This is a genomic window from Pedobacter hiemivivus, from assembly GCF_004331685.1.
Classification (GTDB): domain Bacteria; phylum Bacteroidota; class Bacteroidia; order Sphingobacteriales; family Sphingobacteriaceae; genus Pedobacter; species Pedobacter hiemivivus.
This window is the reverse complement of the sequence record NZ_SJSM01000004.1, coordinates 456,310-479,294: the sequence shown is the minus strand read 5'-3', so window position 1 is coordinate 479,294 and position 22,985 is coordinate 456,310. Positions and strand designations below refer to the sequence as shown.

General features: G+C 34.7%; 18 protein-coding genes and 1 pseudogene. 12 read left to right on the top strand and 7 right to left on the bottom strand.

Annotated features, from left to right (window positions below; genetic code table 11):
* The 5 genes and pseudogenes from EZ444_RS10635 to EZ444_RS10615 form a co-directional block, all read right to left on the bottom strand.
* Positions 1-192 (bottom strand): annotated as a pseudogene (locus EZ444_RS10635) (hypothetical protein); the annotation flags it as partial.
* Between the two features lie 364 nt (positions 193-556).
* Positions 557-1,882 carry an OmpA family protein gene (locus EZ444_RS10630; RefSeq protein ID WP_131608710.1) on the bottom strand — a complete coding sequence of 442 codons (1,326 nt, stop codon included), beginning with the start codon at positions 1,880-1,882 and terminating at the stop codon, positions 557-559.
* A gap of 222 nt (positions 1,883-2,104) precedes the next feature.
* Entirely contained in the window at positions 2,105-3,487 is a 1,383-nt protein-coding gene (locus EZ444_RS10625) for an MBL fold metallo-hydrolase (protein WP_131608709.1), read from the bottom strand.
* 61 nt (positions 3,488-3,548) lie between these two features.
* Positions 3,549-4,391, bottom strand: a complete 843-nt coding sequence (locus EZ444_RS10620; protein WP_131608708.1) for an NAD(P)H-binding protein — start codon at positions 4,389-4,391, stop codon at positions 3,549-3,551.
* Between the two features lie 71 nt (positions 4,392-4,462).
* Positions 4,463-4,669: a cold-shock protein gene (locus tag EZ444_RS10615; protein WP_131608707.1), complete on the bottom strand. Its 207-nt coding sequence runs from the start codon at positions 4,667-4,669 to the stop codon at positions 4,463-4,465.
* Positions 4,670-4,856: 187 nt separating this feature from the next.
* On the opposite strand from EZ444_RS10615, the gene EZ444_RS10610 reads away from it, so the two are divergent.
* Positions 4,857-5,333, top strand: a complete 477-nt coding sequence (locus EZ444_RS10610) for a YMGG-like glycine zipper-containing protein (protein ID WP_131608706.1) — start codon at positions 4,857-4,859, stop codon at positions 5,331-5,333.
* 53 nt (positions 5,334-5,386) lie between these two features.
* On the opposite strand, the gene EZ444_RS10605 is transcribed toward EZ444_RS10610, so the two are convergent.
* Positions 5,387-8,926, bottom strand: coding sequence for a PAS domain-containing hybrid sensor histidine kinase/response regulator (locus EZ444_RS10605; protein ID WP_131608705.1), 3,540 nt, complete (start codon positions 8,924-8,926; stop codon positions 5,387-5,389).
* Between the two features lie 1,187 nt (positions 8,927-10,113).
* On the opposite strand from EZ444_RS10605, the gene EZ444_RS10595 reads away from it, so the two are divergent.
* The 9 genes from EZ444_RS10595 (at position 10,114) to EZ444_RS10555 (ending at position 19,743) form a co-directional block, all read left to right on the top strand.
* Positions 10,114-10,497 (top strand): response regulator, encoded by a 384-nt coding sequence (locus EZ444_RS10595; protein ID WP_131608703.1) that lies wholly within the window; start codon positions 10,114-10,116, stop codon positions 10,495-10,497.
* Complete coding sequence (locus EZ444_RS10590) at positions 10,494-11,579, top strand: sugar transferase (RefSeq protein WP_131608702.1); 1,086 nt, start codon at positions 10,494-10,496, stop codon at positions 11,577-11,579. The genes EZ444_RS10595 and EZ444_RS10590 overlap by 4 nt, the downstream gene beginning before the upstream one ends.
* A gap of 43 nt (positions 11,580-11,622) precedes the next feature.
* Positions 11,623-12,303, top strand: coding sequence for a TolC family protein (locus EZ444_RS10585; protein ID WP_131608701.1), 681 nt, complete (start codon positions 11,623-11,625; stop codon positions 12,301-12,303).
* A gap of 21 nt (positions 12,304-12,324) precedes the next feature.
* Positions 12,325-14,490, top strand: coding sequence for an exopolysaccharide transport family protein (locus EZ444_RS10580; protein ID WP_131608700.1), 2,166 nt, complete (start codon positions 12,325-12,327; stop codon positions 14,488-14,490).
* A 38-nt stretch (positions 14,491-14,528) separates the two neighbouring features.
* Positions 14,529-15,812, top strand: a complete 1,284-nt coding sequence (locus EZ444_RS10575; protein ID WP_131608699.1) for an O-antigen ligase family protein — start codon at positions 14,529-14,531, stop codon at positions 15,810-15,812.
* A gap of 120 nt (positions 15,813-15,932) precedes the next feature.
* Entirely contained in the window at positions 15,933-16,556 is a 624-nt protein-coding gene (locus EZ444_RS10570) for an acyltransferase (RefSeq protein WP_131608698.1), read from the top strand.
* An 8-nt stretch (positions 16,557-16,564) separates the two neighbouring features.
* Positions 16,565-17,344 carry a glycosyltransferase gene (locus EZ444_RS10565; protein WP_131608697.1) on the top strand — a complete coding sequence of 260 codons (780 nt, stop codon included), beginning with the start codon at positions 16,565-16,567 and terminating at the stop codon, positions 17,342-17,344.
* A 12-nt stretch (positions 17,345-17,356) separates the two neighbouring features.
* Positions 17,357-18,568: a glycosyltransferase gene (locus EZ444_RS10560; RefSeq protein WP_131608696.1), complete on the top strand. Its 1,212-nt coding sequence runs from the start codon at positions 17,357-17,359 to the stop codon at positions 18,566-18,568.
* Positions 18,565-19,743, top strand: a complete 1,179-nt coding sequence (locus tag EZ444_RS10555; RefSeq protein ID WP_131608695.1) for a glycosyltransferase — start codon at positions 18,565-18,567, stop codon at positions 19,741-19,743. Before EZ444_RS10560 ends, EZ444_RS10555 begins: the two co-directional genes overlap by 4 nt.
* A gap of 15 nt (positions 19,744-19,758) precedes the next feature.
* Here EZ444_RS10555 and EZ444_RS10550 read toward each other — a convergent pair whose 3' ends face one another.
* Entirely contained in the window at positions 19,759-20,565 is an 807-nt protein-coding gene (locus EZ444_RS10550) for a glycosyltransferase family 2 protein (protein ID WP_131608694.1), read from the bottom strand.
* Positions 20,566-20,701: 136 nt separating this feature from the next.
* On the opposite strand from EZ444_RS10550, the gene EZ444_RS10545 reads away from it, so the two are divergent.
* Together EZ444_RS10545 and EZ444_RS10540 are read left to right on the top strand one after the other, a co-directional pair.
* A complete protein-coding gene (locus EZ444_RS10545; RefSeq protein WP_165503583.1) occupies positions 20,702-21,277 on the top strand; it encodes a gluconate 2-dehydrogenase subunit 3 family protein in 576 nt (191 codons plus the stop codon).
* Positions 21,278-21,280: 3 nt separating this feature from the next.
* Complete coding sequence (locus EZ444_RS10540; RefSeq protein WP_131608692.1) at positions 21,281-22,975, top strand: GMC oxidoreductase; 1,695 nt, start codon at positions 21,281-21,283, stop codon at positions 22,973-22,975.
* Positions 22,976-22,985: the final 10 nt, after the last annotated feature.

Sequence of the window (22,985 nt, the reverse complement as noted above, 5' to 3'; positions counted from 1 at the left end):
TAAGGTGTTCTGATCCATCGATACTTTGAAGCTTTTAAGCCATTTTGCAAAGGCTTTGAGTCCGTCTGCGGTGTTGTCGAAACGGGCTGTTTCAATACTTTGTTTCTGATGATCAATAACCGCCATAAGGGAAGCATCGAAGAAGGGTTTAGAGACATCAATACCAATAAAAAAATTACTGCTCGCATTCATAGTTTTAAATTATAATTTTGTAGCAAGACCTAACAGTTTTGCCCCATCGGTCCAAGTCCTTAATAATGGGTATTACCCTAATTGTTATATGGCCACTAAGGGAAAACRCGGCAGCGGATTTCATCATGCCATAGGTATAAAAACCTTGACGACCGGTTAATTCGCCGCTGCCGTGGTTAGGCATTCTTCCTGCAAAATTCTGTATATCTGAAGAATTAAACATAACACTTAATAACAATTGTTTTTTAGGTTCAAGACCATTGGTCAAATCTAAAGGACGATTCAGGATGACGATGTGCATAAAAAAGGGCGGCTGTATCATACGATACAGCCGCCCTTTTTTGGTATTGGATTAATTTATAGATTAATACAATGTAAACTCAACACGACGGTTTTTCTGACGACCTTCGGCAGTTTTGTTTGATGCTATTGGTTGGTTTGGACCGTAACCAGTTGCTTCAATACGTGAAGCATTTGCTCCTTGTGATACTAAGTAAGCTTTGATTGATTCTGCTCTTTCTTTAGATAAACGTAAGTTTAATGCCATTGAACCAGTGTTATCTGTATGGCCTGCTAATTTTAAGCTAAAGTTTTTGGCAACCAATAATTCAGCTACTTTGTTTAATGTTGCATATGAGGTAGGGCGGATGGTTGCTTTACCTAAATCAAACTCTAAGTTTTTGATGGCTTCATCTACAACTCTACGATCTGCTTCTGTAACTACAACTTTGGTTTCTTTGATAATTTCACGTTGAACTTTGATTGGGCAACCTGAACCATCTACAACTGTACCAGATTTTGTACCTGGACATTTATCGAATTTATTTGCAACACCATCGTTGTCTTCATCGCCCATGTCTTTAGCATATTGCGCTCTGTCTCTTTCTGCATTTTGCTCAGCAGTAGATAATGCTCTTCTTAGTTCAGCACTTTCTGCAGCAGTTTCGTTGCGTAAGTTAGCCAATGAACTGTAGTTTTGTAATTGTGGTTTTTCTTTGCTACCCAATGCAAACTCTAAACCAGCATGTCCGTATGAGAACTTATCGAATTTACCAGTGTTATAGCCATCGAAATCACCTCTTTTAACGAAGTTAACGTCATAACCAAAGTCTAAATTGATGCCTTTAGCAATACCTAATTTAAAACCAGCTCCTACAGGAATGAAATACCCGTCTTTGTATGGTTGTGCATTAACAGTACTTCCGGTTGTAACATCAGCACTTGCTGACAAATAACCTGCTCCTGCTTTTAAGTAAGGGGTAAGTATTGCATTTTCTTTGTTGATGCTAATGTTGGCAAGATTGTAAACTGCTGTTAAAGCTGCAGACCATTCTAGCTTTGTTTCAAAGCTTGTATTGTTAGCATAAGTAGGGTTTCCACCTACCAAACCGCTGAAAGCTCTTAAGCCTTCTACTTTACCAGCTAAAAAATCAGCTTGTATGCCTAAAGCAGGGAAGATTTGTTTTTTGATGTAACCGCCATATCCTAATGTTTCTTTGGAAGCTTGAAAATCGCGACTGTTGCCGTTGAAGATCGTATTTGAACTTAGTACGCCTGCATGTGCACCAACTGACCAAGTGCGGAACGTTTTTTCTGAGAATCTATTTGCCGGTTGGTCCTGTGCAAATAGCTGTGATGATAGCCCTATTAGGGACAGCACCAAGGCTGTTTTTGTAATTTTCGTATTCATATCCTTCTATTTAGATGTTAATTGTTCAGTTTTAATACAACCGATCAATTATGTTCTTGTAATAACCTTGCCAAAGCTATTTTTCTTAATTATTAATTTTGAATGACCTAATAATCAGTGCTTTATTTGGGATGTGAGATTGTGTGGAAGAAATGTTTTTATTGTTTAAGCAACGGGAAATATGTATAGTATTTACTACATTTTTAGCTTTTGGTAGAAAATTTATAACTCATAGGTATCACCTTTTTTGGGAATATCCACTTGGTAGTCTTGTTCGAGTACCGCCGATAAATTATGAAGACATTCGATATCACCATGAACTAAAAACACTCTTTTTAAGGTTTTTGGGTCTTGCTGTTTAACTGTATTTACAAGATCGTTATGATCTCCATGGCCACTCAAGAGGTCGGTTTGCTTTATGGTTGCGTATACCATAAGATCCCGGTTGCGTAATCGTATGATCGGATCACCTCTTAATAGTCTGTTTCCAAGCGTGCCTTTGGCGCAGTAGCCAATAAATAGTATGGTGCAGTAGTAATTTTGAATATTATAATATAAATGGTCTTGTATTCTACCACCTTCTAGCATTCCGGCCGAAGATATAATAATGCAAGGTTCGTGATAGTTACTTATGGATGTACTTTCTCGCTTATCGTGCACATAAGAAAGTTCTTTAAATTCAGATTGACCATGCTGACTTTTATAGAAGTCCTGAGCTTCTTTATTAAGGTAATGGGCGTATTGATGATGAATTTCAGTTGCTGAACTGGCCAGCGGGCTATCTATGAATACTTTTACCGGGGGGAGTAACTTTTTACTAAATATTTTATTTAGTGCATAGGCTAGTGCCTGTGTTCTACCTATACTAAATGCTGGGATGATTAACCTTCCTGGAAATTTAATACAAGATTCATTAATGGTCTCTATTAATTTTTGTTCAAGTGTGGTATCGTTATTATGGAATCTACCGCCGTAAGTGGATTCGGAGACAAGGTAATCTACTTGAGGAATTGGTTGTGGGTCTACAAGGAGGGGGTAGTTCTTTCTACCTATATCTCCAGTAAACGCAATTTTTTTTGTTAAGCCGTTTTCATTTACAGTTAAAACTACAGCTGCGGCCCCTAACAAGTGTCCGACTGGTATAAAGGTTAGAGACAGTTGGTCATTTATACGGAATTCTTTATTAAAATCTACGGTGATAAAGCGTTCGGCTGTTTCTCGAACATGTTTTTGTAGGTATAATGGTTCTGGACCTGATCTGTGCTTTCTAGATCTCGGCTGTCGGTTTTGTTTACTTAAGAAGATGTTTACAGAATCTAATAAAAGTAAATTAGTTAGGTCTGCGGTTGGTGGAGTGCATAGGATTTGCCCATTGAAGCCCATTCTGACTAAGGTGGGAAGGTTGCCTGAGTGATCAATATGGGCATGAGTTAATATCACTACATCTATACTTGCCGGATCGAACGGAAAGTATAGGTTTTCTCTTTGAAAGGTATCCTTCTCATAATCAAGTCCACAATCAATTAGTATGTTGTAGTTCTTTAATTGTACAAGATGCATACTTCCGGTTACCTGTTCGGCTGCGCCTAAGATTGTCAATTTCATAATTACGCTATCCTTAATCGGGGCAATTTATAATTTTAAATACTTATATAACTTGATGAGGTTAATTTTCTTTGCTGAGCCATCTCATCCAGTTGGATACAAGGTAATTGTAGTTTATTATTGGAGGTTGAATACTTGAGACTAATTTCCAGGTTAACAATTCATTTTTAAAGGTAGGTAGGTGTAACTGGGCTTTTACAGCTGCGGTGGTGTAAAACTCTTGTTTGCTGGGATGATCGGGAGCGCAGGCATTTAATGTGTACCCAAAGGCGCTATTTTTAAGCAGACTTAAGCTTATGCCAATGCAATCATCTAAATGAATAAGATTAATAGGTGCCTGACCATTTGCTACTTCAGTTTTTCCTGCAAAAAATCTTGCTGGGTCTCTTTTTGGGCCCACTAAGCCAGCAAACCTAAGAATGGTGGTGGTGAAGGCCGTTTGGTTTTTAAGCAGATTTTCGACATCAAGAATTGCTTTTCCAGATTCGGTTTCAGGCTTTGGTATATCTAATTCTGTTACTGTAGTATTTGTATCACCATATACAGCTGTTGAACTGATGAAAATCAAGTTGGACGTATTATTGAGCTTCATTGCATTAATGATCCGCTCTATTTTGTATTTGTAATCTGCTTGTTCTCCGGTGCTTCTTTTGGGTGGTATGCAAACAAATAGTATATCAGTTTGGAAAAAAATCGGGTCGTAGTATTCTTCTCCTTTTTTGAAGTTAACTAAGAACGGTTGAATTTGGTGGTTGGCTAATACTTCAAGTTTTTCATTTGTTGTGCTTGAACCTTTAACCTGATAGCCTTGTGCAACTAATGCTTTTGCTAATTCTAAACCATACCAACCACAACCTAAGATGCTTATTTTTTTTGCAGCTAATGTTGCTGTTGAATTACTCATTTAATAGTATTTTAAATCAAAAAGGGGGAATGTTTTGGACATTCCCCCTTTTTAAATAATTTAGTTAGCTGTTATAGCACTGTTACGTTAGATGCTTCAGGACCTTTTTTGCCATCATTTAATTCAAATTCAACACTGTCTCCTTCATTCAATTCTCTGAATGAATCTCCTGCGATTGCAGAAAAGTGTACGAAGATATCTTTTCCTCCATTTTCTGGAGTTATAAATCCAAACCCTTTTGCAGAATTAAACCATTTAACTTTTCCTGTTGTACGCATATTATTTTGATATATATTTCGATGTGAAAATAATCAATTGAATTTTAATATCAAAATTATAGGTTTTCGCTGTTGGCGGGCTGTTAATGGGCGAAAAAAAAGGATCAGTTCATAGCTTTTTGAAGTATAAATAGCTTTTGGCATCATATTTCGTACAATACAACGTTAATCTAAATATAATTTAGTTATGAAAAAGATACTTTTAGTTATGATAACAGGAATATTGTTGTCAGCTTGCACAAATAATGCTAAGGAAGAGGCCCTTATTAAACAAAAGGCAATAGTGGCAATTAAAGATAGCTTAAGGCTGGACAGCTTTAACAAGGCTGAGGCTAAAGTTAAAGAAGAGGAGCAGCAAAAATTGGAGCAAGCTAAAGAAGAGAAAGCTGCTGCTTTGGCTGTAAAGCAAGATAGAGCCGTATCTGCAAGAAATGTAAGTACATCGAACAGTGGTGGAACGGCTGCACCAGCTAAAAAGAAAGGTTGGAGTCAGGCTGCTAAAGGTGCTGTTATTGGTGCAGGAGCAGGTGCTTTAGGTGGTGTTCTTATTGATAAGAAAGATGGTAGAGGGGCAATAATTGGTGGCGTAGTAGGAGCGGGCACGGGTTATTTAATTGGACGTGGCCAGGACCGGAAATCGGGAAGAGTGCAGCCCAAAAATTAATTAGTAATAAGGATCTCGTTTTATAAATGCGGGATCCTTATTATATGTATAGTTTACTTAACTATTAAGCTTATTGCTGTTTTTATCTCTTGTCGAGTTGAAACCAATAGGTTATTAATCTCGGTGTCATTGTAGGTGCTGATCGATCCTATTTTCTTAGCGATAACCGCTAATGCTGTTAGGCCTGAAACGATAGCAGTATCATACATCTTATGGCCTAATTCCTGGATTTTATTTAAGTCTTTGTTGATTGTATGTTCTTTAAACTCCTTAGAGAAGTTCATCAGCTCGGTTCTTAGTAAGGAAAGAACTTTTGTTAATACGCCTGCATCATCTCCAACATATTCTTTTAACAGCTCAATATTAAAGTGATAATCGGTTTCTTCAGATGGCGATAAAGAGATGTCACTATGAGGATCTTCTTTTGGATTTTTCAGCCATTTTTTTAGGGAGAGCGCAATGGTATGTGCAACGACTGGTTTTGATATAAAATCATCCATGCCGGCTGCAAAGCATTTTTCTTTCTCTCCTTTCACATTCCCTGCAGTAAGCGCAATTATGGGAGTATGTGCTTTGTGTTTAACAGATCTTATCTTCTTTGTAGCTTCATAACCGTTCATTTCTGGCATTTGAATATCCATTAGAACAATATCAATCTTCGTTTTTTTATAATGTTCGAGCGCTTCAAGACCATTCTTAGCTTCGAATATGGTTGCATTTGGTGCAATTCTTCTTACTATAGTTTTTGCTAAAAGCATATTAACAGCGTTATCTTCTGCTATTAGGACTTGAATAGGGTCTTCCATTCTCTCTGACTCCTGGATTGATGCACTATGTTTTTCAGGTTTTTTAGAAATGACCTGAAAAAGAGAAGTGTACATATCTTTAAGTTTGATTGGCTTTAATAGGCGATGATTGACATTTAGATTTTCACAAGCTTTGATGATTTTTTCATCAGATGAACTATGTAATAAGATGATTGGTTGGTCTTTAACCGTATCTTTTAGGATTTCTCTTATCCTTTTTATGGTCTCTAGGCCATCGATATCAGGCATATGGTAATCCATCAATATGACATCAAACCGCTCCCCGTTCGTGATTAATTCTATCGCTTCTGTACCACTATTTGCTTCTACTGATTTAATTTGCTTCAGTGAAAGCATTTTATTGATGATTAGTCTGTTATTTTTGTTGTCATCAACAATGAGAACTTTTTTAATCGTGTCCAGATTCTGAATTTCAATGGATTCACCTGGTTCAGATTGTAGCCGTATTTCAAAGTAAAATGTACTTCCCTTGCCAGGAGTACTTTCTACCTGCAGCTTGCTATTCATGAGTCCCAATAGTTTGTTTGAAATGGTTAATCCTAATCCAGTGCCACCATACCTTTTTGTTGTTGACGCATCTTCTTGTGAAAAGGCGTCAAATATTTTAAGTTTTTTATCTGGATTAATGCCGATACCTGTATCCCGTACAGCAAAGCGATAATTGATTTCTCTCAATCCGGGATCAGTGAGGGCTTCGACTTTTAATTCAATCTCTCCTTTTTCTGTGAATTTTACGGCGTTGCCGAGTAAGTTGATGAGGATTTGTTTCAGTCGGAGCTCATCAGCCCAGATGTATTTGGGTAAATCTGATGAAATGTTTAGTAGCATTTCCAGCCCCTTGCTTTGTACCTGGTATTTTATTACATCGGCAGACTCTTCTGCCATCTCGTAAAGATTGAATTTTGACCGGTTCATTTCTAACTTTCCGGCTTCAATTTTAGAGAAATCCAAAATATCATTAATGGTGTTCAGTAAGGCATTTCCTGACTGAGTAACTATGGATAAGTATTGTTGTTGGGTTTCATTTAGTTGAGTTTTAATCAATAGATCCGTGAAGCCTATAATTCCGTTTAAGGGGGTTCGGATTTCGTGGCTCATGTTTGCTAAAAACTCTGATTTGGCTTTGTTGGCTAGCTCAGCATCTTCTTTTGCAGAAATTAAGCTTGCTTCCATTTTTTTGATTTTTGTGATGTCTTGAACGGTGCCCCTTATTTTATAGCACCGACCTTCGTAATAATATGGAACACCTATTGATCTTATCCAAATATTGTTGCCCTTAGCCGTTAATAACTCTAACTCGAGATCCCATTTGTTTCCTTGAAGTACTGCTGCGTTGAGTGCATTGAAACGGTTGTCCCTGCTTTCTCCAGCTTTGTAAAACAACAATTCATTATCAGGGTTCGGTTCAAAATCAGCTTCAACTTCAAATATATTCCTCGTAACATCTGACCAGACTAGTTTTTGCTCCGTTAAATCTAATTCCCAACTACCCAATTTTGCTATAGTATTGGATTCTTCGAGCTTTTTACTTTTGTCTTTTAATTCCTTTACTAAATTGTGCCTTTCAGTAATGTCAATAGAGTTACATATAATATAAGGCTTATTGGATACTGTACTTTCTATAACGCAGTTAAAAATCCAAATAATAGGATTACCATTTTTGTGCTTGGTGGTCATTAGGCCCTCAGCCTTTCCTTTGATCTTAATTTCCTGCAGATAATCAGTGACTGAAGTATGATGTTCCTTTGGGGTCAAGTCGAATAAGGTCATACTTTGCATTTCTGTTTTTGTAAACCCTAAATGTTGCGCCCCGTTATTATTGATGAACAATAAATTGCCTGATAAGTCGTGGGTGAACATAAAACCTTGAGTATGCTCAATAAATGATTTTAATTTATTTTCGCTTATTAAGATTTTTTGTTGAACACTTTTTTCTTTCGTCACATCTCTTGCAATAGCCAGCACCTTATGTGAATCTGTTTCTGATGTAGCACTCCACTGCAAGGTTTTGTATTCGCCTTTTTTTGTTTTAAAACGATTTGTGAAATTTACAGCGTTTTTGCCGGTACTTAATTTCTTGAACTCGTCGCTGGTAGACTGTAAGTCATACGGATGAATGAAATTATAAAATGGGGTATTCAATAGGTCTTGTTCGGACCATCCTAAAGTAGTGCTAAATGCAGGGTTTATTCTCTTTAAGGTGCCTGTGGTATCAGCTTCACAAATTAAATCCTGCGACAATTTATAAAGCTTTAGAAAGTGGTTTAGTTCTTTTTTACTTTTTACTTCGGTTACTAATGAAATAATTTCGTGTGACAGCAGCTCTATTAATCTCTTTTGCTTAGTTGTGAGTTCATTTCTTGGCTTAGTATCGAATACGGATAGGGTACCTATATTTTCTCCATTGGTATCAATTAAAGGGATGCCTGCGTAATATGCGATCTTAATATATTGATGACTTGGAGTTGTCTTGAATTTTACATCCGTTGCTGCATTCAAGACTTCCAGTAGACCTAAACCTTTTATTGTTTGGTTGTAAAAATCGTTTTCGATAGCAATTTCTTCGGCCGTGAAAATCTTGTTAGATCTATACCATTGTTTATTTTTATCTATTAATGTGATAAAAGCAATGTGAGTATCACATACTGAGGATGTTAATTCTGTGATGCGTTCGAAATGGGCTTCGTAAGCGGTATCAAATGTTTGAGAATTATGCAGCACTTTTAATCGTTCTTTTTCATTTTCGGGAAGAGGAGTGTATTTCATATGAAAGGTTACCGATAAACCGTTTTAACAACAGAGTAAAAATAGTTATTTATACATAAAATATATAGGTAAAAGCTATAAAAAAAGAACTTGCCGTCCTGCGGTTGTGGGGTTTTGTGTTTTAATGTACTGATTGTCAGTTCTTTGGTTTTATTTTGTTTGCGTTTTTGAAGGTGTTTTTGAAGATTTTTTTCGTCATAATAGGAATAGAGGTATTGTATAATAAGGATATGGGGGGTAGATTTGCACTTATGTTGATGGATATAATCCCCGTATTGGGTATTTTTGGGGAATTCTGATTGAGCCGTGAATGCGCGAAAGATTATTATTGATCAAATTGAATTGTTGTCTTCTATTAATTAAGGGTAGATTAAGCTGTTTATTTGTTTAATTTTACTTGATAATTGATGAAATTAATATAGTGGCCTGATTTTTTCAATTGTCTTGGTGAAAAAGTAATAAAAATGAAAATCTCAACCCTATTGATTCTTCTCATTTTATCCTTTAGCAGTTGCAAAAAGGAATCATTAACAAACGACTTGTCAAATGTTGTCCTTAATAATAAGGGAATTCTGAGAGTTGAATGTAATGATTGTCAAATAAGCTACTCTGTTCAGAGTAAGGATTATAATGTTAACATAAAAAATGGCAGTGAAGACATTTCGTTTTTTTATGTGACAGATTTCAACTTGAAAACTCAGGTTAAATCGCTGGAAAATCAGGGTATAAGATTAATGATCATTGATTCCTTTGGTCGGGTTGTATCCAATGAACTTAATTCTTGCTTGCAGGGCGAGGTAAGGGAAGGGTCTTTCCGGATAAATGCAAAGTAGTTTTTGATTCATTTTGATCAGCAATACAGATTGTATTGTGTGCTTTATTGTGTCGAAATTTATTTGTACAATATTTATTAATTTTTCGAAATAATAACTAAATTCAATCATTAAATTTTTAATGAAAAGATCGAATTAATATATAATCGTCAATGGTTTGACGATGAGTTTGTTGTTGATTTAAAATCGGTGCTTGATTTAGTTTTTTTTATAATGAATAGCATCATTTAGATGGATTGAAGTTAAATGATTTTTATTCTGCATAAAAGTCGTTTTAATAAAGAAGTAGTTGGAATTATTTGTTTAAGTTTGAATTAATTTCACTAAGCAGACAAATTAAATCGCTTAATACACATGGAGAGTAAGGACGGCAGTAAAAAAATAATATTAGTTGTTGACGATGAACCAAGCATACTTAAATTGTTGAATTTTATTTTATCCTCTGAATATACATTGATTATAAAAACAAGCGGTATAGAGGCTATTGCTTGGTTGGAGGAAGGAAATGACCCTGATTTAATCATCTCTGATTTGATGATGCCTTATTTTGATGGAAGTACATTGATTAAGAACCTTAAGATTAGTGGGTTTTATAGAAATACTCCGGTTATATTATTGTCCGGTGCTGATGATTTGGAAGAAAAAGTAAAAGAGATGTCTTTTAAAATAGACCGTTTTATGGAGAAGCCATTTAATCCTACAATTTTAAAATCTCACATAACAGAACTTCTCGCATGATGATAACCACTACTATTAATCGGCCTGAGATCAATGCAAAAATTGTGTATTTCGGTAAATTACTTAAAAGTGTAGTTTTCGAGGACTTTGATTCGAATTTTAATATCGAGCACTTAGAGGATCCAGATGATTTTAAAAGTTACCTTGATCGGCAGTCGTTATTGACTTTGCCTGATATTATTTTAATAGAGGTAGATGATAATAAGGATTGTTTTAGCCAAGTAAGCTATATTAAGAGTAATCCCCTTCTTCATGGATTAGTTATAGTTTTATTGGGGGTTAAAGAGGATAAGGAATGGAGAAGTAAGGCCTTGAAATTAAAGGTAAATGACTATTACACTTATCCATTTCCCATTGAAGATTTCTATGAAAGACTTAATTTTTTAATAAAATTTAAGCTGATTAAGCCTAAACTTTTGGAGCTTTCTAAGCAGATGGATGTTGAGTATCAAATCCCGATGACAAAAAGGGTTTTTGATGTAATTGCATCAGGTTGTGCTTTATTCTTTTTGAGTCCTTTGTTTGTTCTCGTTGCTATTTTGATTAGACTGGAATCGAAAGGCGATGTAATTTATAAAAGTAAAAGAGTGGGGGCTGGATATAGGATTTTCGATTTCTATAAATTTAGGTCGATGAGGTGTGATGCAGATCAAATGATTGCTTCAATAGCAGGGCTGAACCAGTATTCTAATGAGTCCAATAAAAAAAATGGAAAAGCTGCATTTGTTAAATTTAAAGATGATCCAAGGATAACCAAATTGGGGTCATTTTTAAGAAGAACTAGTATTGATGAACTTCCTCAGTTGATTAATGTGTTTATTGGCGATATGTCATTAGTGGGCAATAGACCACTTCCATTATATGAGGCTGAACAGTTAACTACTAATGAATGGTCGACTAGGTTTTTGGGTCCAGCTGGGTTGACCGGTTTGTGGCAGATCAGTAAAAGAGGGAAGAAGGATATGTCTGAAACTGAAAGAAAAGAGTTGGATAATTATTATGCAGCTAATTATTCGATATGGCTAGATCTTAAAATCATAATGAAAACAATACCTGCTTTAATACAGAAGGAGAGTGTATAAATAATCTAAAATATAAAATTAACCTACCAAAAAAATAGAATTCATGAAAAAGTTGTTAAATATTATTCTTGTATCACTGATGTTTTTAAGTGCGGATGTACTGGCCCAGGAATCCATCATCCCAGAGATTAATTATTCTGATTTAGAGAAGTACATATCTTTAGCCAAACAAAATTATCCTCGAAGGAAAATGTTTGAAGAGCGCGCTATTGGTGCAAAAACTCAGATTCCAATTGCTCAGTTATCTTATTTAGATGTTTTTAACGGGTCTTATTTTTATAGACCTAAAGATAGGACTGTTATAGATCCGCTTAATCCATATAATGTAAATGGTTTTCAATTTGGAATTAATGTGAATTTGGGGAACTTTCTTCAAAAACCATTTACGGTAAAAAAGGCGAAAGCTGATTATAAAATAGCAAGGTTAGAGCAAGAAGAATATGATACTCAGCTTGAGATGGAAGTTAAAAGAAGGTATTATGATTATATTCAGCAGCTTAGTCAACTTAAAATATATACCCAAAGTGCACAAGATAATAAGGGGGTTTCGGATGGTTTAAAAAATAGGTTTGAAAGAGGCGAAATTACTTTGGATGCATATAACCAATCAAGAGTTGCTCAGTCTGGGTCGAGCATCGCAAAAATACAATCCGAAGTTACCTTTTTGAAAGCTAAAGATTTATTAGAGGAGATTATAGGAAAGAAAATTTCAGACGTTAAATAGCTTTTATTAAAATAGTATTAGATGGATATTAAATCATTTCTAAAGTTAGTACGTAAATATTTATGGATCGTAATCTTAGTCCCAGTGATAGCGGTCACTATTACCTATTTTTTAGTTCAAAATTTACCTAAACAGTATAAGTCTGAAGCCCAAATCTCGACTGGGTTATTAGATCCATCAAAACGAGTGATTTCTGATCAAACCGTTGATTTTTTTAAAATTAGCCAGGAATTTAATAATATAATGGAGAAGTTCAAGATGAAAAAGGTCATGAATTTGCTTTCATATAATTTAATACTCCATGATCTTGAACTTCCAAAAAAGGCATTTAGAAAGTATAGTGAAAAAATTGATTCTCTAAGTCAGCAGAATAAGAATGAGGTCATAGCACAAATAAGGCAAAAGCTTTTAAACAAAGAGCTTTTAACTTTAGAAGATAATAAAGGAAAATATAAAATATTCGATATTATTGGCTCAATGGGGTATGGGGAAGAGACTCTAAAGAAAACCATAGAAATTACCCATTTAGACAATAGTGATTTTATCAATATTGAATATGTATCTGAGACTCCTGAATTGTCTGCATATGTTGTGAATACTCTGGCCTCAGAGTTTATAAATAACTACAGTGCTGATGTAAATAATAATCAAAATGTTTCAATTATTCTGTTAGACTCTTTATTGAAGAAGAAGGAGGCGACGATGAATGAAAAGAATAATGCATTATCTCAGTTTAAAAGAACTAAAGGCGTATTAAATTTAGGTGAACAATCAGCTACTGTATATTCTCAGATTACGGCGTATGAAGCCCAAAAGGTCGAAGCATTAAAACAAATTCAGTCGAGTATGGGAGCTATTGCTACTATCGAAAGTAAGCTTAGAGGAAGTGATCCTTATGTTACTGGTAGTAGTGTTTCTGATAACACAGATATAGTAACTTTAAAGCGGCAATTGGAGACTGCAAATGCCAACTGGGTGGATGGTGGATTTAAATCGTCTGATCAAAAAAAGGTAGATTCTTTAAGCCGACTTATAAGCGCGAAGAGTATTAGGAATTCTAATGAGAATTTACTTGATCCACGGACGTCAAAGCAAGCGCTTGTTCAACAGAAGTTAAACCTTGAGATTGCAATGCAACAGGCTAAGAGCAGCTTAAAATCTTTGGATGCTGAACTTGCTGTTTTGAGAGGTCGATATAGCAGTATGGTTCCTTATGATGCTGATATTCAGAATTATGAACGTGAAGCTGATTTGGCAACCAAGGATTACATGGCAGCTCTTGATAGATATAACAACTCAAGAACAGAGCAAAAAATGGGCTTAAAGTTGCAGATTGAACAATATGGATTGCCAGGTTTGCCGGAACCTTCAAAAAAAGTGATTTATTTGGCGCTATCTGGATTAATAAGTTTCCTGTTGGTATTGGGTGCATTAGCTTTCATTTGTATGAATGATAAGTCAATTAATAGCTCATCCCAGCTTTCATCAGCAACAAAATCAAGAGTTCTGGGTAATTTAAACTATTTAAGTGGTTCGGATAGAAATGTGAGGAATATCTGGAATGACAATGATAAAAATAAGGATTTTAGTCTGTATAGGAATATGCTAAGGTCTTTGAGGTTTGAAATCAGTAATGAGATGATTAAAGACTCTAGCAATATATTGGGGGTTACAAGCATAGCTTCTAAGGCTGGTAAAACCTATATAGCCTATAATTTGGCCTATGCTTTTGCTATGATCGGTAAAAAGGTCTTGTTAATTGGAGAAGAGCCTGTAACAACAAGTAATGAAGGCATTAAGAGTATTTCTACTAGCCAGAATTTTGAAGCTTTTATTGTCAAGAAAGAAATCGTAACAGAGGATTTAATTACGATCTTGAACAAAAATGCTACTAATAATTCAATACTTGAATTACAAAATGAAAGAAGTTTGAAGGTAGGTTTTGACGTTCTAAAAGGTCAGTTTGATATCATCATAATTGATGTAAATAGTTTAAGAGATACCAATATAGCTAAAGAATGGCTTTCATTTACTGAAAAGAGTATTGCTGTTTTTGAAGCCGGGAATTCAATTGGCGATCAAGACAAAGAATACATTGAATACTTAAAAAGTAATCCAGGATTTATGGGCTGGGTGCTAAATAAAATCAAATTAACAGAAGCTAAAGCCAATCAAGTGCCAGCTTAACTTAATCGTAACTGTTATAGATAGCATAAATTTTTTCCATGAATCCAAAGAAAATAGTATTTACTTTATTGATTTATTGCTTTGTCTATTGGTTAATAGCCAGAGAGTTGAATTTGAATTTTCCAGCTGGGACTTTAATTGAAGGTTTTTTGTTAATAGCCTTCCTTACTGCTGCGTTTATGTCTACTTCGAACGAGTGGAAGAACATTAATACAGATTTATTCTATTTGTTATTATTTTGGTTTATAATTAGTGTTTTAGAAGTTGTAAATCCAGCAGGAGCTAGTGTGATTGGCTGGTTAAAGGAAATACGAAGTGCAGCATTATATCCTCTTTTAATTACTACGATTGCTTTAGTTATTTTTAATAAAGTCAAAGATTTAAATACTTTTATTGCTATTGTTTTGATTTTTTCAACTTTAGCAGCTTTAGATGGATTTAAGCAAAAACATATAGGTTTATCAAAAGGTGACTTGAGTTTTTTAGCAGGTGGTGGGGAAGCAACTCATATACTATGGGGAAGGTTAAGGGTGTTTTCATTCTATTCTGAAGCAGCTCAATTTGGTGCTTCCCAAGCACACATTGGTCTTATGGCATTGATATTAGCTCTAGGTCCGGTTAAAAGGAAAATGAAGATCATTTTATTTGTAGCTGCAGGATTTATGCTTTATGGTATGCTATTGTCTGGTACCAGGGGGGCTTTATTTGCCTTAGTGCCTGGTGCATTTGTAGCTATTGTTTTAAGTAAAAAGTTTAAGGTACTGATTTTGGGAGGTATTCTGGCGATTGGTTTTATTTGTTTTTTGAAATTTACAACTATAGGTAATGGGAATTACGATATATACAGATTACGCACAGCTTTGAATCCAGAGGATCCCTCACTAAATGTTAGACTTGCGAGCCAAAGAGTTTTAACTGAATATATGAGTACTAGGCCGTTTGGTGGGGGACTTGGGGTATTAGGGACTAACAGTATTTATAACCAGGATAAATTTTTATCAAAAATTCAGCCTGATAGCTTCTGGGTAAAGGTTTGGGCCATGTATGGTATAGTGGGGTTTACAATATGGATTGGAATAATGATGTATATTCTAGGGAAATGTTGCGGAATAACCTGGCGAATAGAGGATGAAGGTCTTAAGATTAAGGCGATTGCTTTGACCTCCGGATTTGCAGGAATACTTATCTGTAGTTATGGTAATGAAGTAATTAATACAATGCCTACTTCTATTATTGTATATATGTCATGGGCCTTCATATATAAAATGCCTAAATTTGATGAAGAGATTAGAAATACAAAGCTTTTAGAACCTATAGTTTAAACCTATGCCTTACGAAATATTCGCACTTCCTGCCATATTATGTTTTATATATGGTTTTGCTAGGGGACTAAGTTACCTTCAGAAGGAAGAATAGTCATGAAATACTAATTTAACTTGTTAATGTCTATTATTTCAAAAATAAAATCTAATCCGAAGCTTAAGAAATTGGCTTTAACCATGCTTATCCCTAAAAATGAGAGTAGACCTCGATTATGGGTAAGATGGTTTTTGAACCCATTTAAGCATAAAAGAGGTACGAAATCTGTAATCAGGAGCCGAACCCGATTGGATGTATTTCCTTTTAACCAATTTGTATTGGGAAATGAGTCTGTCATTGAAGATTTTGCTACGATCAATAATGGGGTTGGAGATGTTATTATCGGGCATAAGACATTTATTGGACTTGGGGACGTGATTATTGGGCCGGTTCGTATTGGCAATCATGTGATGCTTGCACAGAATATTGTTGTTTCGGGATTAAATCATGGTTATGAGGATGTTGAGGTACCGCCATCCCTTCAAAAAGTATCTTGTAAGGAAATAGTAATTTCTGATAATGTATGGATAGGGGCTAATAGTGTCATAACCGCAGGCGTAACATTAGGCAAACATTGCGTTATAGGCGCTGGAAGTGTAGTTACGAAAGACGTACCAGCATATACTGTGGCTGTAGGAAATCCGGCAAGGTTAATAAAGAAATATAACCCGGAATCTGGGCTTTGGGAAAAGATAGGTTCTTCATAAAATCAAAAATGACTAATAAAGTTGAATATTTTGATGACGTCACATTGATGATCACGCATTATAATCGTAGCAAATCTTTAGAGCAATTACTTTCTAAAATCAAGGAAGCGAATTGTTCGTTTAAAGATATTGTAGTGTCAGATGATTGTAGTAAGCCGGAGCATTTGGATTACATCAAGGACTTAAATAAGGATTATAATTTCAGACTTATTACTAGTGAAAAGAATGGAGGTTTAGGGAATAATTTAAATAAAGGCCAAGATGCAGTTAGGACTCCCTTTATACTTTACATTCAAGAAGATTTTATACCATTGGATTGCTTTAGCGAACATTTAAGAAATGGCGTTTCTTTGTTAAAGGAGTATGAGGATTTTGATATGGTGAGATTCTACGCTTATAACAAATATCCTTATCTCAAAGCTAATAAATATGGATTTTCGGAGATGATTTTCAAATGGTGGTATCCAGGGTTGGATAAATTTGCATATTATAGCGATCATCCTCATTTAAAGAGAAACAATTTCTCTCAAAAGTTCGGGCGATATCTTGAAGGAACTTCTGGTGATAAGACGGAATTTTCAATGATGATGTCATTTTTGAAGAAGAAGGGAAAGGCATTTTTTTATGAGGACCATAAATCGGTATTAGAACAAGTAAATTCTAGCGATGAGCCAAGTACGATGACCAGGGATATGTGGAGAAACAGTAATAATTTCTTTGTCACTATTTTAAGAACTGTTTATCGTTATTGTAATTATTATTCTGCTTTATTTTTAAGAAAATTTTAATGCTTTATGGGGATGAGTGGAATTATTGAAGGAAGGGATATTATAATTGTTGGACAACAGCCTTGGGATACAGAAATAGGTAGCAATTGCAAAAATATAGCGCTCGAATTAAGTAAATATAATCGGGTTTTGTACATTAACTCACCCCTAGATAGAATTACCCTATTTAGAAATAAAAAGGATCTGAAAATACAAAAAAGATTGGATGTTATTAAAGGCCGATCGAATGGGCTTGTTAAAGTAAAAGACCAGCTTTGGAATTATTATCCTGACTGTATGGTTGAGTCTATAAATTGGATTAACAGTACATTTATCTTTAGTTATTTAAATAAATTCAATAATAAAAAATTAGCCCGGTCAATCGGGAAAGCCATTGCGTCACTTAATTTTAATGACATTATTCTTTTTAATGATAATGAGATTTTCAAAGGGTTTTACTTGAATGATCTATTAAAACCTGCTATTAGTATTTACTATTCAAGAGACTATATGGTTGCAGTAGATTATTGGAAGAAGCATGGTGAGAAATTGGAACCTGAGTTGATTGCAAACAATGATTTGTGTTTCGCAAACTCAACTTATCTTGCTGATTATTGTAAAAAATATAATCCTAAATCTTATTACGTTGGTCAAGGATGTGATATAGATGATTTTCAAAATCCAGATAATTTAAAGCGACCAGATGATTTAGTTGAAATAAAGGATAAAATTATTGGGTACGTTGGGTCTTTGAATAGTTTGCGTCTGGATATTGAAGTTATAGAACACATAGCAATAAACTTTCCTGATTATCATGTTGTCTTAGTGGGGCCTGAAGATGACACCTTTAAAGCAAGTAATTTACATAATTTAGGGAATGTTTATTTTTTTGGGCAGAAGGGAGTGAATGAGCTTCCCGGCTACGTAAATGCTTTTGATGTTTGTATCAACCCTCAAGTTATTAATGAAGTAACTATTGGTAATTATCCCAGGAAGATTGACGAATATCTCTCATTAGGTAAACCAACAGTTGCTACTCAAACCAAAACGATGGAGGTTTTTAAAGAACATGTTTACCTTGCAAATAACAAAACTGATTATATTGATTTGATAAAAATGGCGATAAAGGAGAATAATGAATCTTTAGCAAAGGCTAGGATCGATTTTGTATCAGGTCACACTTGGGGAAATAGCGTCAAATTAATGAGTGAGCAAATTTTAATTTTTTTAAATAGTAATAAATGAGCTTTCTTCAAATATCTTGGATAATCGTTCAGATTTTAATTGGATATCATTTGGTTCTCCCTTTTATATTGTATCTAATTTATAAAATTAAAGGGAAATCAAAAAGATTTAGCGAGAGGGGATTTCAAGGATCAAGGGAAAATGACTATGCAATTATTGTAACGGCATATGAGCAAACTACATTATTACCTGCAGTTGTAGATTCAATTTTGAAATTAAATTATGCTAATTATTTAATTTACATAGTAGCTGATAAGTGTGATATTTCCAATCTTCATTTTGAAAATGAAAAAGTAATCTTGTTAAAACCCGAAACCGTTTTGGCCAGTAATACTCGCTCTCATTTTTTTGCAATAGCTAATTTTAAACGTAAACATGATGTATTGACAATTATCGACAGTGATAATATTGTAGATCCAAACTATTTAAAAGAAATTAATGTTTTTTTTGATTTAGGGTTTGAAGCTGTACAAGGAACAAGAGCTGCCAAAAATTTAAATTCTACATATGCGTGCCTAGATGCAGCCAGGGATATATATTATCATTTTTATGATGGTGAAATTTTGTTTGAACTGGGTTCATCTGCTACTTTGGCTGGTTCGGGTATGGCTTTTAAAGTTGATTTATACAAGGAGTGTCTAGGAGAACTTGATATAAGTGGGGCGGGGTTTGATAAGGTTTTGCAAGCGCAAATTCTTAAGAAAGATAAGCGCATTGCATTTGCTAAAGAAGCAATTGTCTATGATGAAAAGACTGTGCAATCAGAACAATTAATCAATCAGCGCTCTAGATGGATTAATACTTGGTTTAAGTATTTTGGTTATGGTTTTGATATAATCTATAAGGGACTGAAAAATTTTAGTGTAAATCAGTTTTTGTTCGGACTAATTTTACTAAGACCACCATTGTTTATGTTTATTCTTTCGGCCGTACTTTTTGGGTTTGCTAATTTATTCATTAGCCAGGAATACTCAATAATTTGGCTGATCGCATTGGTGGTTTTTGTGATTAGTTTTTACATTTCTTTAAAGAACTATCCAACTGATAAAAGGATATATCGCTCATTGATTAATATTCCAAAATTTATTTATTTCCAGTTGGTGTCGCTTATGTATGCCAGAAGTGCAAACAATAGGTCTGTTGCGACAAAACATAATGGAAACAACGGAGTCTAATTAAGATAATACATTTTATAGACCTATATATTTTTTTATACGTCCGAACGTAGCTTTTTTAATTCCACCATCAATTAGGATTTTTCTATCGGTTGTCCACACAATACTTCTTTTTTTCGTAACCCAATGCAGTTTTCCGTATCCTTTTTCTCTCAATTTGATAGCCAGCCAGCCGTCTTCATTGGTTCCAGCTGGGTGATTAAATCCATCTACGCTTAAGCATTGCTCCCTTCTGCAAGCTGAATTAAAACCGTACACATTTAATGCTTCTTCCTTAAAAGAACGATTTACAACTCGATTAGTATCTGCTAAATACTCAAAAAGAAAATATAAAAATCTTGAAGTTTTTTCTAGTGGGATGAATGAAAAACGACCATATGTAAGCGCTATTTTATTATCCTGCATTAAAGGATTAACCATATCATCAATCCAGGAAGAAGGGTAGATTGTATCTGCGTCTGCATTTATTAAATATTTTCCAGTTGCAACCGCTAATCCTGAGTTTCTCGCAATTGTAATTCCCTGTCTGACCTCATGCACATAAATAACTCCAGTGGCTTTAATTAACTCCTCAGTTCTATCTTTCGAATTGTTATTTACAACTATGACTTCAACACTATATTTTGTATTGGTATTCGATAGTGAGTATAGCGTTTTTAGAATATTATCTTCCTCGTTGTACGCAGGGATTACAATCGAAATATCTGGGGTTTCTTTGAATAATTTTTTAAAATTCTCAACAATAATGGGGATCTTGTATTTCAATGAATCAGAGTTTTTGTTGTATTCTAAAACGCTTGCTGGAATGGAAATGGGCCTCATTAATATAATAGTTAGAAGTATTTTTAATAAATATAAATCAAATACTTCTATAATTAGGTATTAAAAATAAATACGTTTAAAACCTAATTTTTTAGGTGGTTAATAATTATATTTACTCCTTAATACCGAAATTTTAGTGAACAGAAGAACTTCCATAAAAAGTATATTAGGATTAAGTTTTATTGGTGCATCATCTTTTTCTGTTTATAAATGGATAAACTGCCATCATACTATAGATCCTGATTCTTTTTTGTCTCGCAAAGAATTAATAGCTGAATTAGCTGAAACTATTATTCCATCAACTGATACACCGGGTGCCAAAGAAGCTAAAGTTGAAAATTATATCATTAACATTTTGTTAAATTGTACTGCAAGTGTGGAGCAAAATTTATTTTTAAATGGCTTAACTGAGCTCGAAAGTTATACTGAAAGACAATTTCAAAGGACTTTTTTTAATTGCAGTGTAAATGATAGAAATAAAATTTTAGAGTACTTTGAGCAAAGGGGAGTATATAAATATACTTTGTTTAATAAAGTAAGTAATAGACTTTTGGGTAAATCTTTTTTTTCTCAACTTAAAAGTTTAACTATAGATGGCTATTGCTTATCGCAGTTGGGAGCTACGCGTGGTTTGGCCTATGATTATATACCTGGGAACTATGCAGCCTGTATCTCTTTAACACCTAATCAAAAATCATGGGCAACAAAATAAATTATGCATATCTCGGATAAAAGTAGTGAGAAAAATACTTATGATGCAATTGTTATAGGGTCTGGCATAAGCGGAGGCTGGGCCGCAATGGAGCTATGTAAAAAGGGATTAAAAACTTTACTTCTTGAAAGGGGGCGTGATGTTGAGCATATAAAGGATTATCCAACCGCAAACCTTAATCCATGGGATTTTAAGAATGGGTTTAATAATACCATTAAAGATAAACAGATTGATCCTGTACAGAGTAATGTTTACAATCCTGAGAATAAACATTTTTATGTCAGCGATAAGGAGCACCCATATATTCAAGATAAACCTTTTAATTGGTTTAGAGGATACCAGGTTGGTGGTAGATCGCTAACATGGGGAAGACAATGCTATCGTTGGAGTGATTTAGATTTTGAAGCAAATAAGAATGACGGTATTGGTGTAGATTGGCCAATTCGGTATAAAGATTTAGAATACTGGTATGATTATGTTGAATCATTTATTGGAGTAAGTGGGAAAAGCGAAAAACTAGCTCAATTACCAGATGGTGTTTTTTTGCCACCTATGGAGTTAAATTGTGTTGAGAAACATTTGGCGGATTCATTACGAAAAGACAAGGAGGGGCATGTATTAACGATTGCAAGGGTGGCAAATCTGACGAGAGGATGGGACAATCGAGGTCCTTGTCAAAATCGTAATTTGTGTACCCGAGGTTGTCCTTTCGGTGGGTATTTTAGTAGTAATAGCTCCACGATTCCTGCTGCACGAGCAACCGGGAATTTAACTTTAAGACCTTTCTCTGTCGCTGCTGAAATTCTATACGATGATTTGCAAAAGAAAGCCGTTGGTGTTAAAGTAATAGACGCTAATTCTAATGAAATTTTGGAATATTATGCAAAAATAATTTTTGTTAATGCGTCTACAATAGCAAGTACTGCTCTACTTTTAAATTCAAAATCCGAACGATTTCCAAATGGATTGGGCAATGACAGCGGGCAGCTAGGGCATAATTTAATGGATCACCATTCGTCAGCCGGTGCTTATGGTACGTTCGAAGGGTATAAGGATCAGTATTATAAAGGGAGAAGACCTTGTGGTTTTTTAATTCCAAGATTTCGTAATTTAAAAAATGACAAAGGTTTAGATTTTAAAAGAGGATATAATATACAAGGAGATGGTGAAAGAGAAGGATGGGAGGATATACAGGGGGAGAGTGGATTTGGAAAAGATTTTAAAGAAAAGTTAACTGCCCCCGGAAAGTGGACCATCTGGATGGCTGGATGGGGTGAGTGCTTACCGTATTATGAGAATAAAATATCTTTGGACGAATACGAAAAGGATAAATGGGGTTTACCATTAATTAGAATCAACTTTTCATTTAAGGAGAATGAATACAAAATGATGAAAGATATTGAAGAGACATCTGCTAAAATGTTGAGAAATGCTGGTTTTGTTGATGTTGGTTCTTTTAATTATCACAAGCCAGGGGGGACGACTATTCACGAAATGGGTACGGCGCGTATGGGGAGAGATCCCAATACATCTGTGTTAAATGGCTTTAATCAAGTGCATGCTGTGAAAAACGTATTTCTAACTGATGGAAGTTGCATGACGTCTTCGGCGTGTCAAAACCCATCGTTAACTTACATGGCCTTAACAGCGAGAGCTTGTAATTATGCTGTAGATCAATTGAATAAAGGAGAGTTGTAGACTAGAAAAC

Excerpts from the sequence above, each read along its gene's own strand:
- EZ444_RS10630 (WP_131608710.1), bottom strand. The coding sequence starts at position 1,882 with ATGAATACGAAAATTACAAAAACAGCCTTGGTGCTGTCCCTAATAGGG.
- EZ444_RS10625 (WP_131608709.1), bottom strand. The coding sequence starts at position 3,487 with ATGAAATTGACAATCTTAGGCGCAGCCGAACAGGTAACCGGAAGTATG.
- EZ444_RS10620 (WP_131608708.1), bottom strand. The coding sequence starts at position 4,391 with ATGAGTAATTCAACAGCAACATTAGCTGCAAAAAAAATAAGCATCTTA.
- EZ444_RS10615 (WP_131608707.1), bottom strand. The coding sequence starts at position 4,669 with ATGCGTACAACAGGAAAAGTTAAATGGTTTAATTCTGCAAAAGGGTTT.
- EZ444_RS10610 (WP_131608706.1), top strand. The coding sequence starts at position 4,857 with ATGAAAAAGATACTTTTAGTTATGATAACAGGAATATTGTTGTCAGCT.
- EZ444_RS10605 (WP_131608705.1), bottom strand. The coding sequence starts at position 8,926 with ATGAAATACACTCCTCTTCCCGAAAATGAAAAAGAACGATTAAAAGTG.
- EZ444_RS10595 (WP_131608703.1), top strand. The coding sequence starts at position 10,114 with ATGGAGAGTAAGGACGGCAGTAAAAAAATAATATTAGTTGTTGACGAT.
- EZ444_RS10590 (WP_131608702.1), top strand. The coding sequence starts at position 10,494 with ATGATGATAACCACTACTATTAATCGGCCTGAGATCAATGCAAAAATT.
- EZ444_RS10585 (WP_131608701.1), top strand. The coding sequence starts at position 11,623 with ATGAAAAAGTTGTTAAATATTATTCTTGTATCACTGATGTTTTTAAGT.
- EZ444_RS10580 (WP_131608700.1), top strand. The coding sequence starts at position 12,325 with ATGGATATTAAATCATTTCTAAAGTTAGTACGTAAATATTTATGGATC.
- EZ444_RS10575 (WP_131608699.1), top strand. The coding sequence starts at position 14,529 with ATGAATCCAAAGAAAATAGTATTTACTTTATTGATTTATTGCTTTGTC.
- EZ444_RS10570 (WP_131608698.1), top strand. The coding sequence starts at position 15,933 with ATGTCTATTATTTCAAAAATAAAATCTAATCCGAAGCTTAAGAAATTG.
- EZ444_RS10565 (WP_131608697.1), top strand. The coding sequence starts at position 16,565 with ATGACTAATAAAGTTGAATATTTTGATGACGTCACATTGATGATCACG.
- EZ444_RS10560 (WP_131608696.1), top strand. The coding sequence starts at position 17,357 with ATGAGTGGAATTATTGAAGGAAGGGATATTATAATTGTTGGACAACAG.
- EZ444_RS10555 (WP_131608695.1), top strand. The coding sequence starts at position 18,565 with ATGAGCTTTCTTCAAATATCTTGGATAATCGTTCAGATTTTAATTGGA.
- EZ444_RS10550 (WP_131608694.1), bottom strand. The coding sequence starts at position 20,565 with ATGAGGCCCATTTCCATTCCAGCAAGCGTTTTAGAATACAACAAAAAC.
- EZ444_RS10540 (WP_131608692.1), top strand. The coding sequence starts at position 21,281 with ATGCATATCTCGGATAAAAGTAGTGAGAAAAATACTTATGATGCAATT.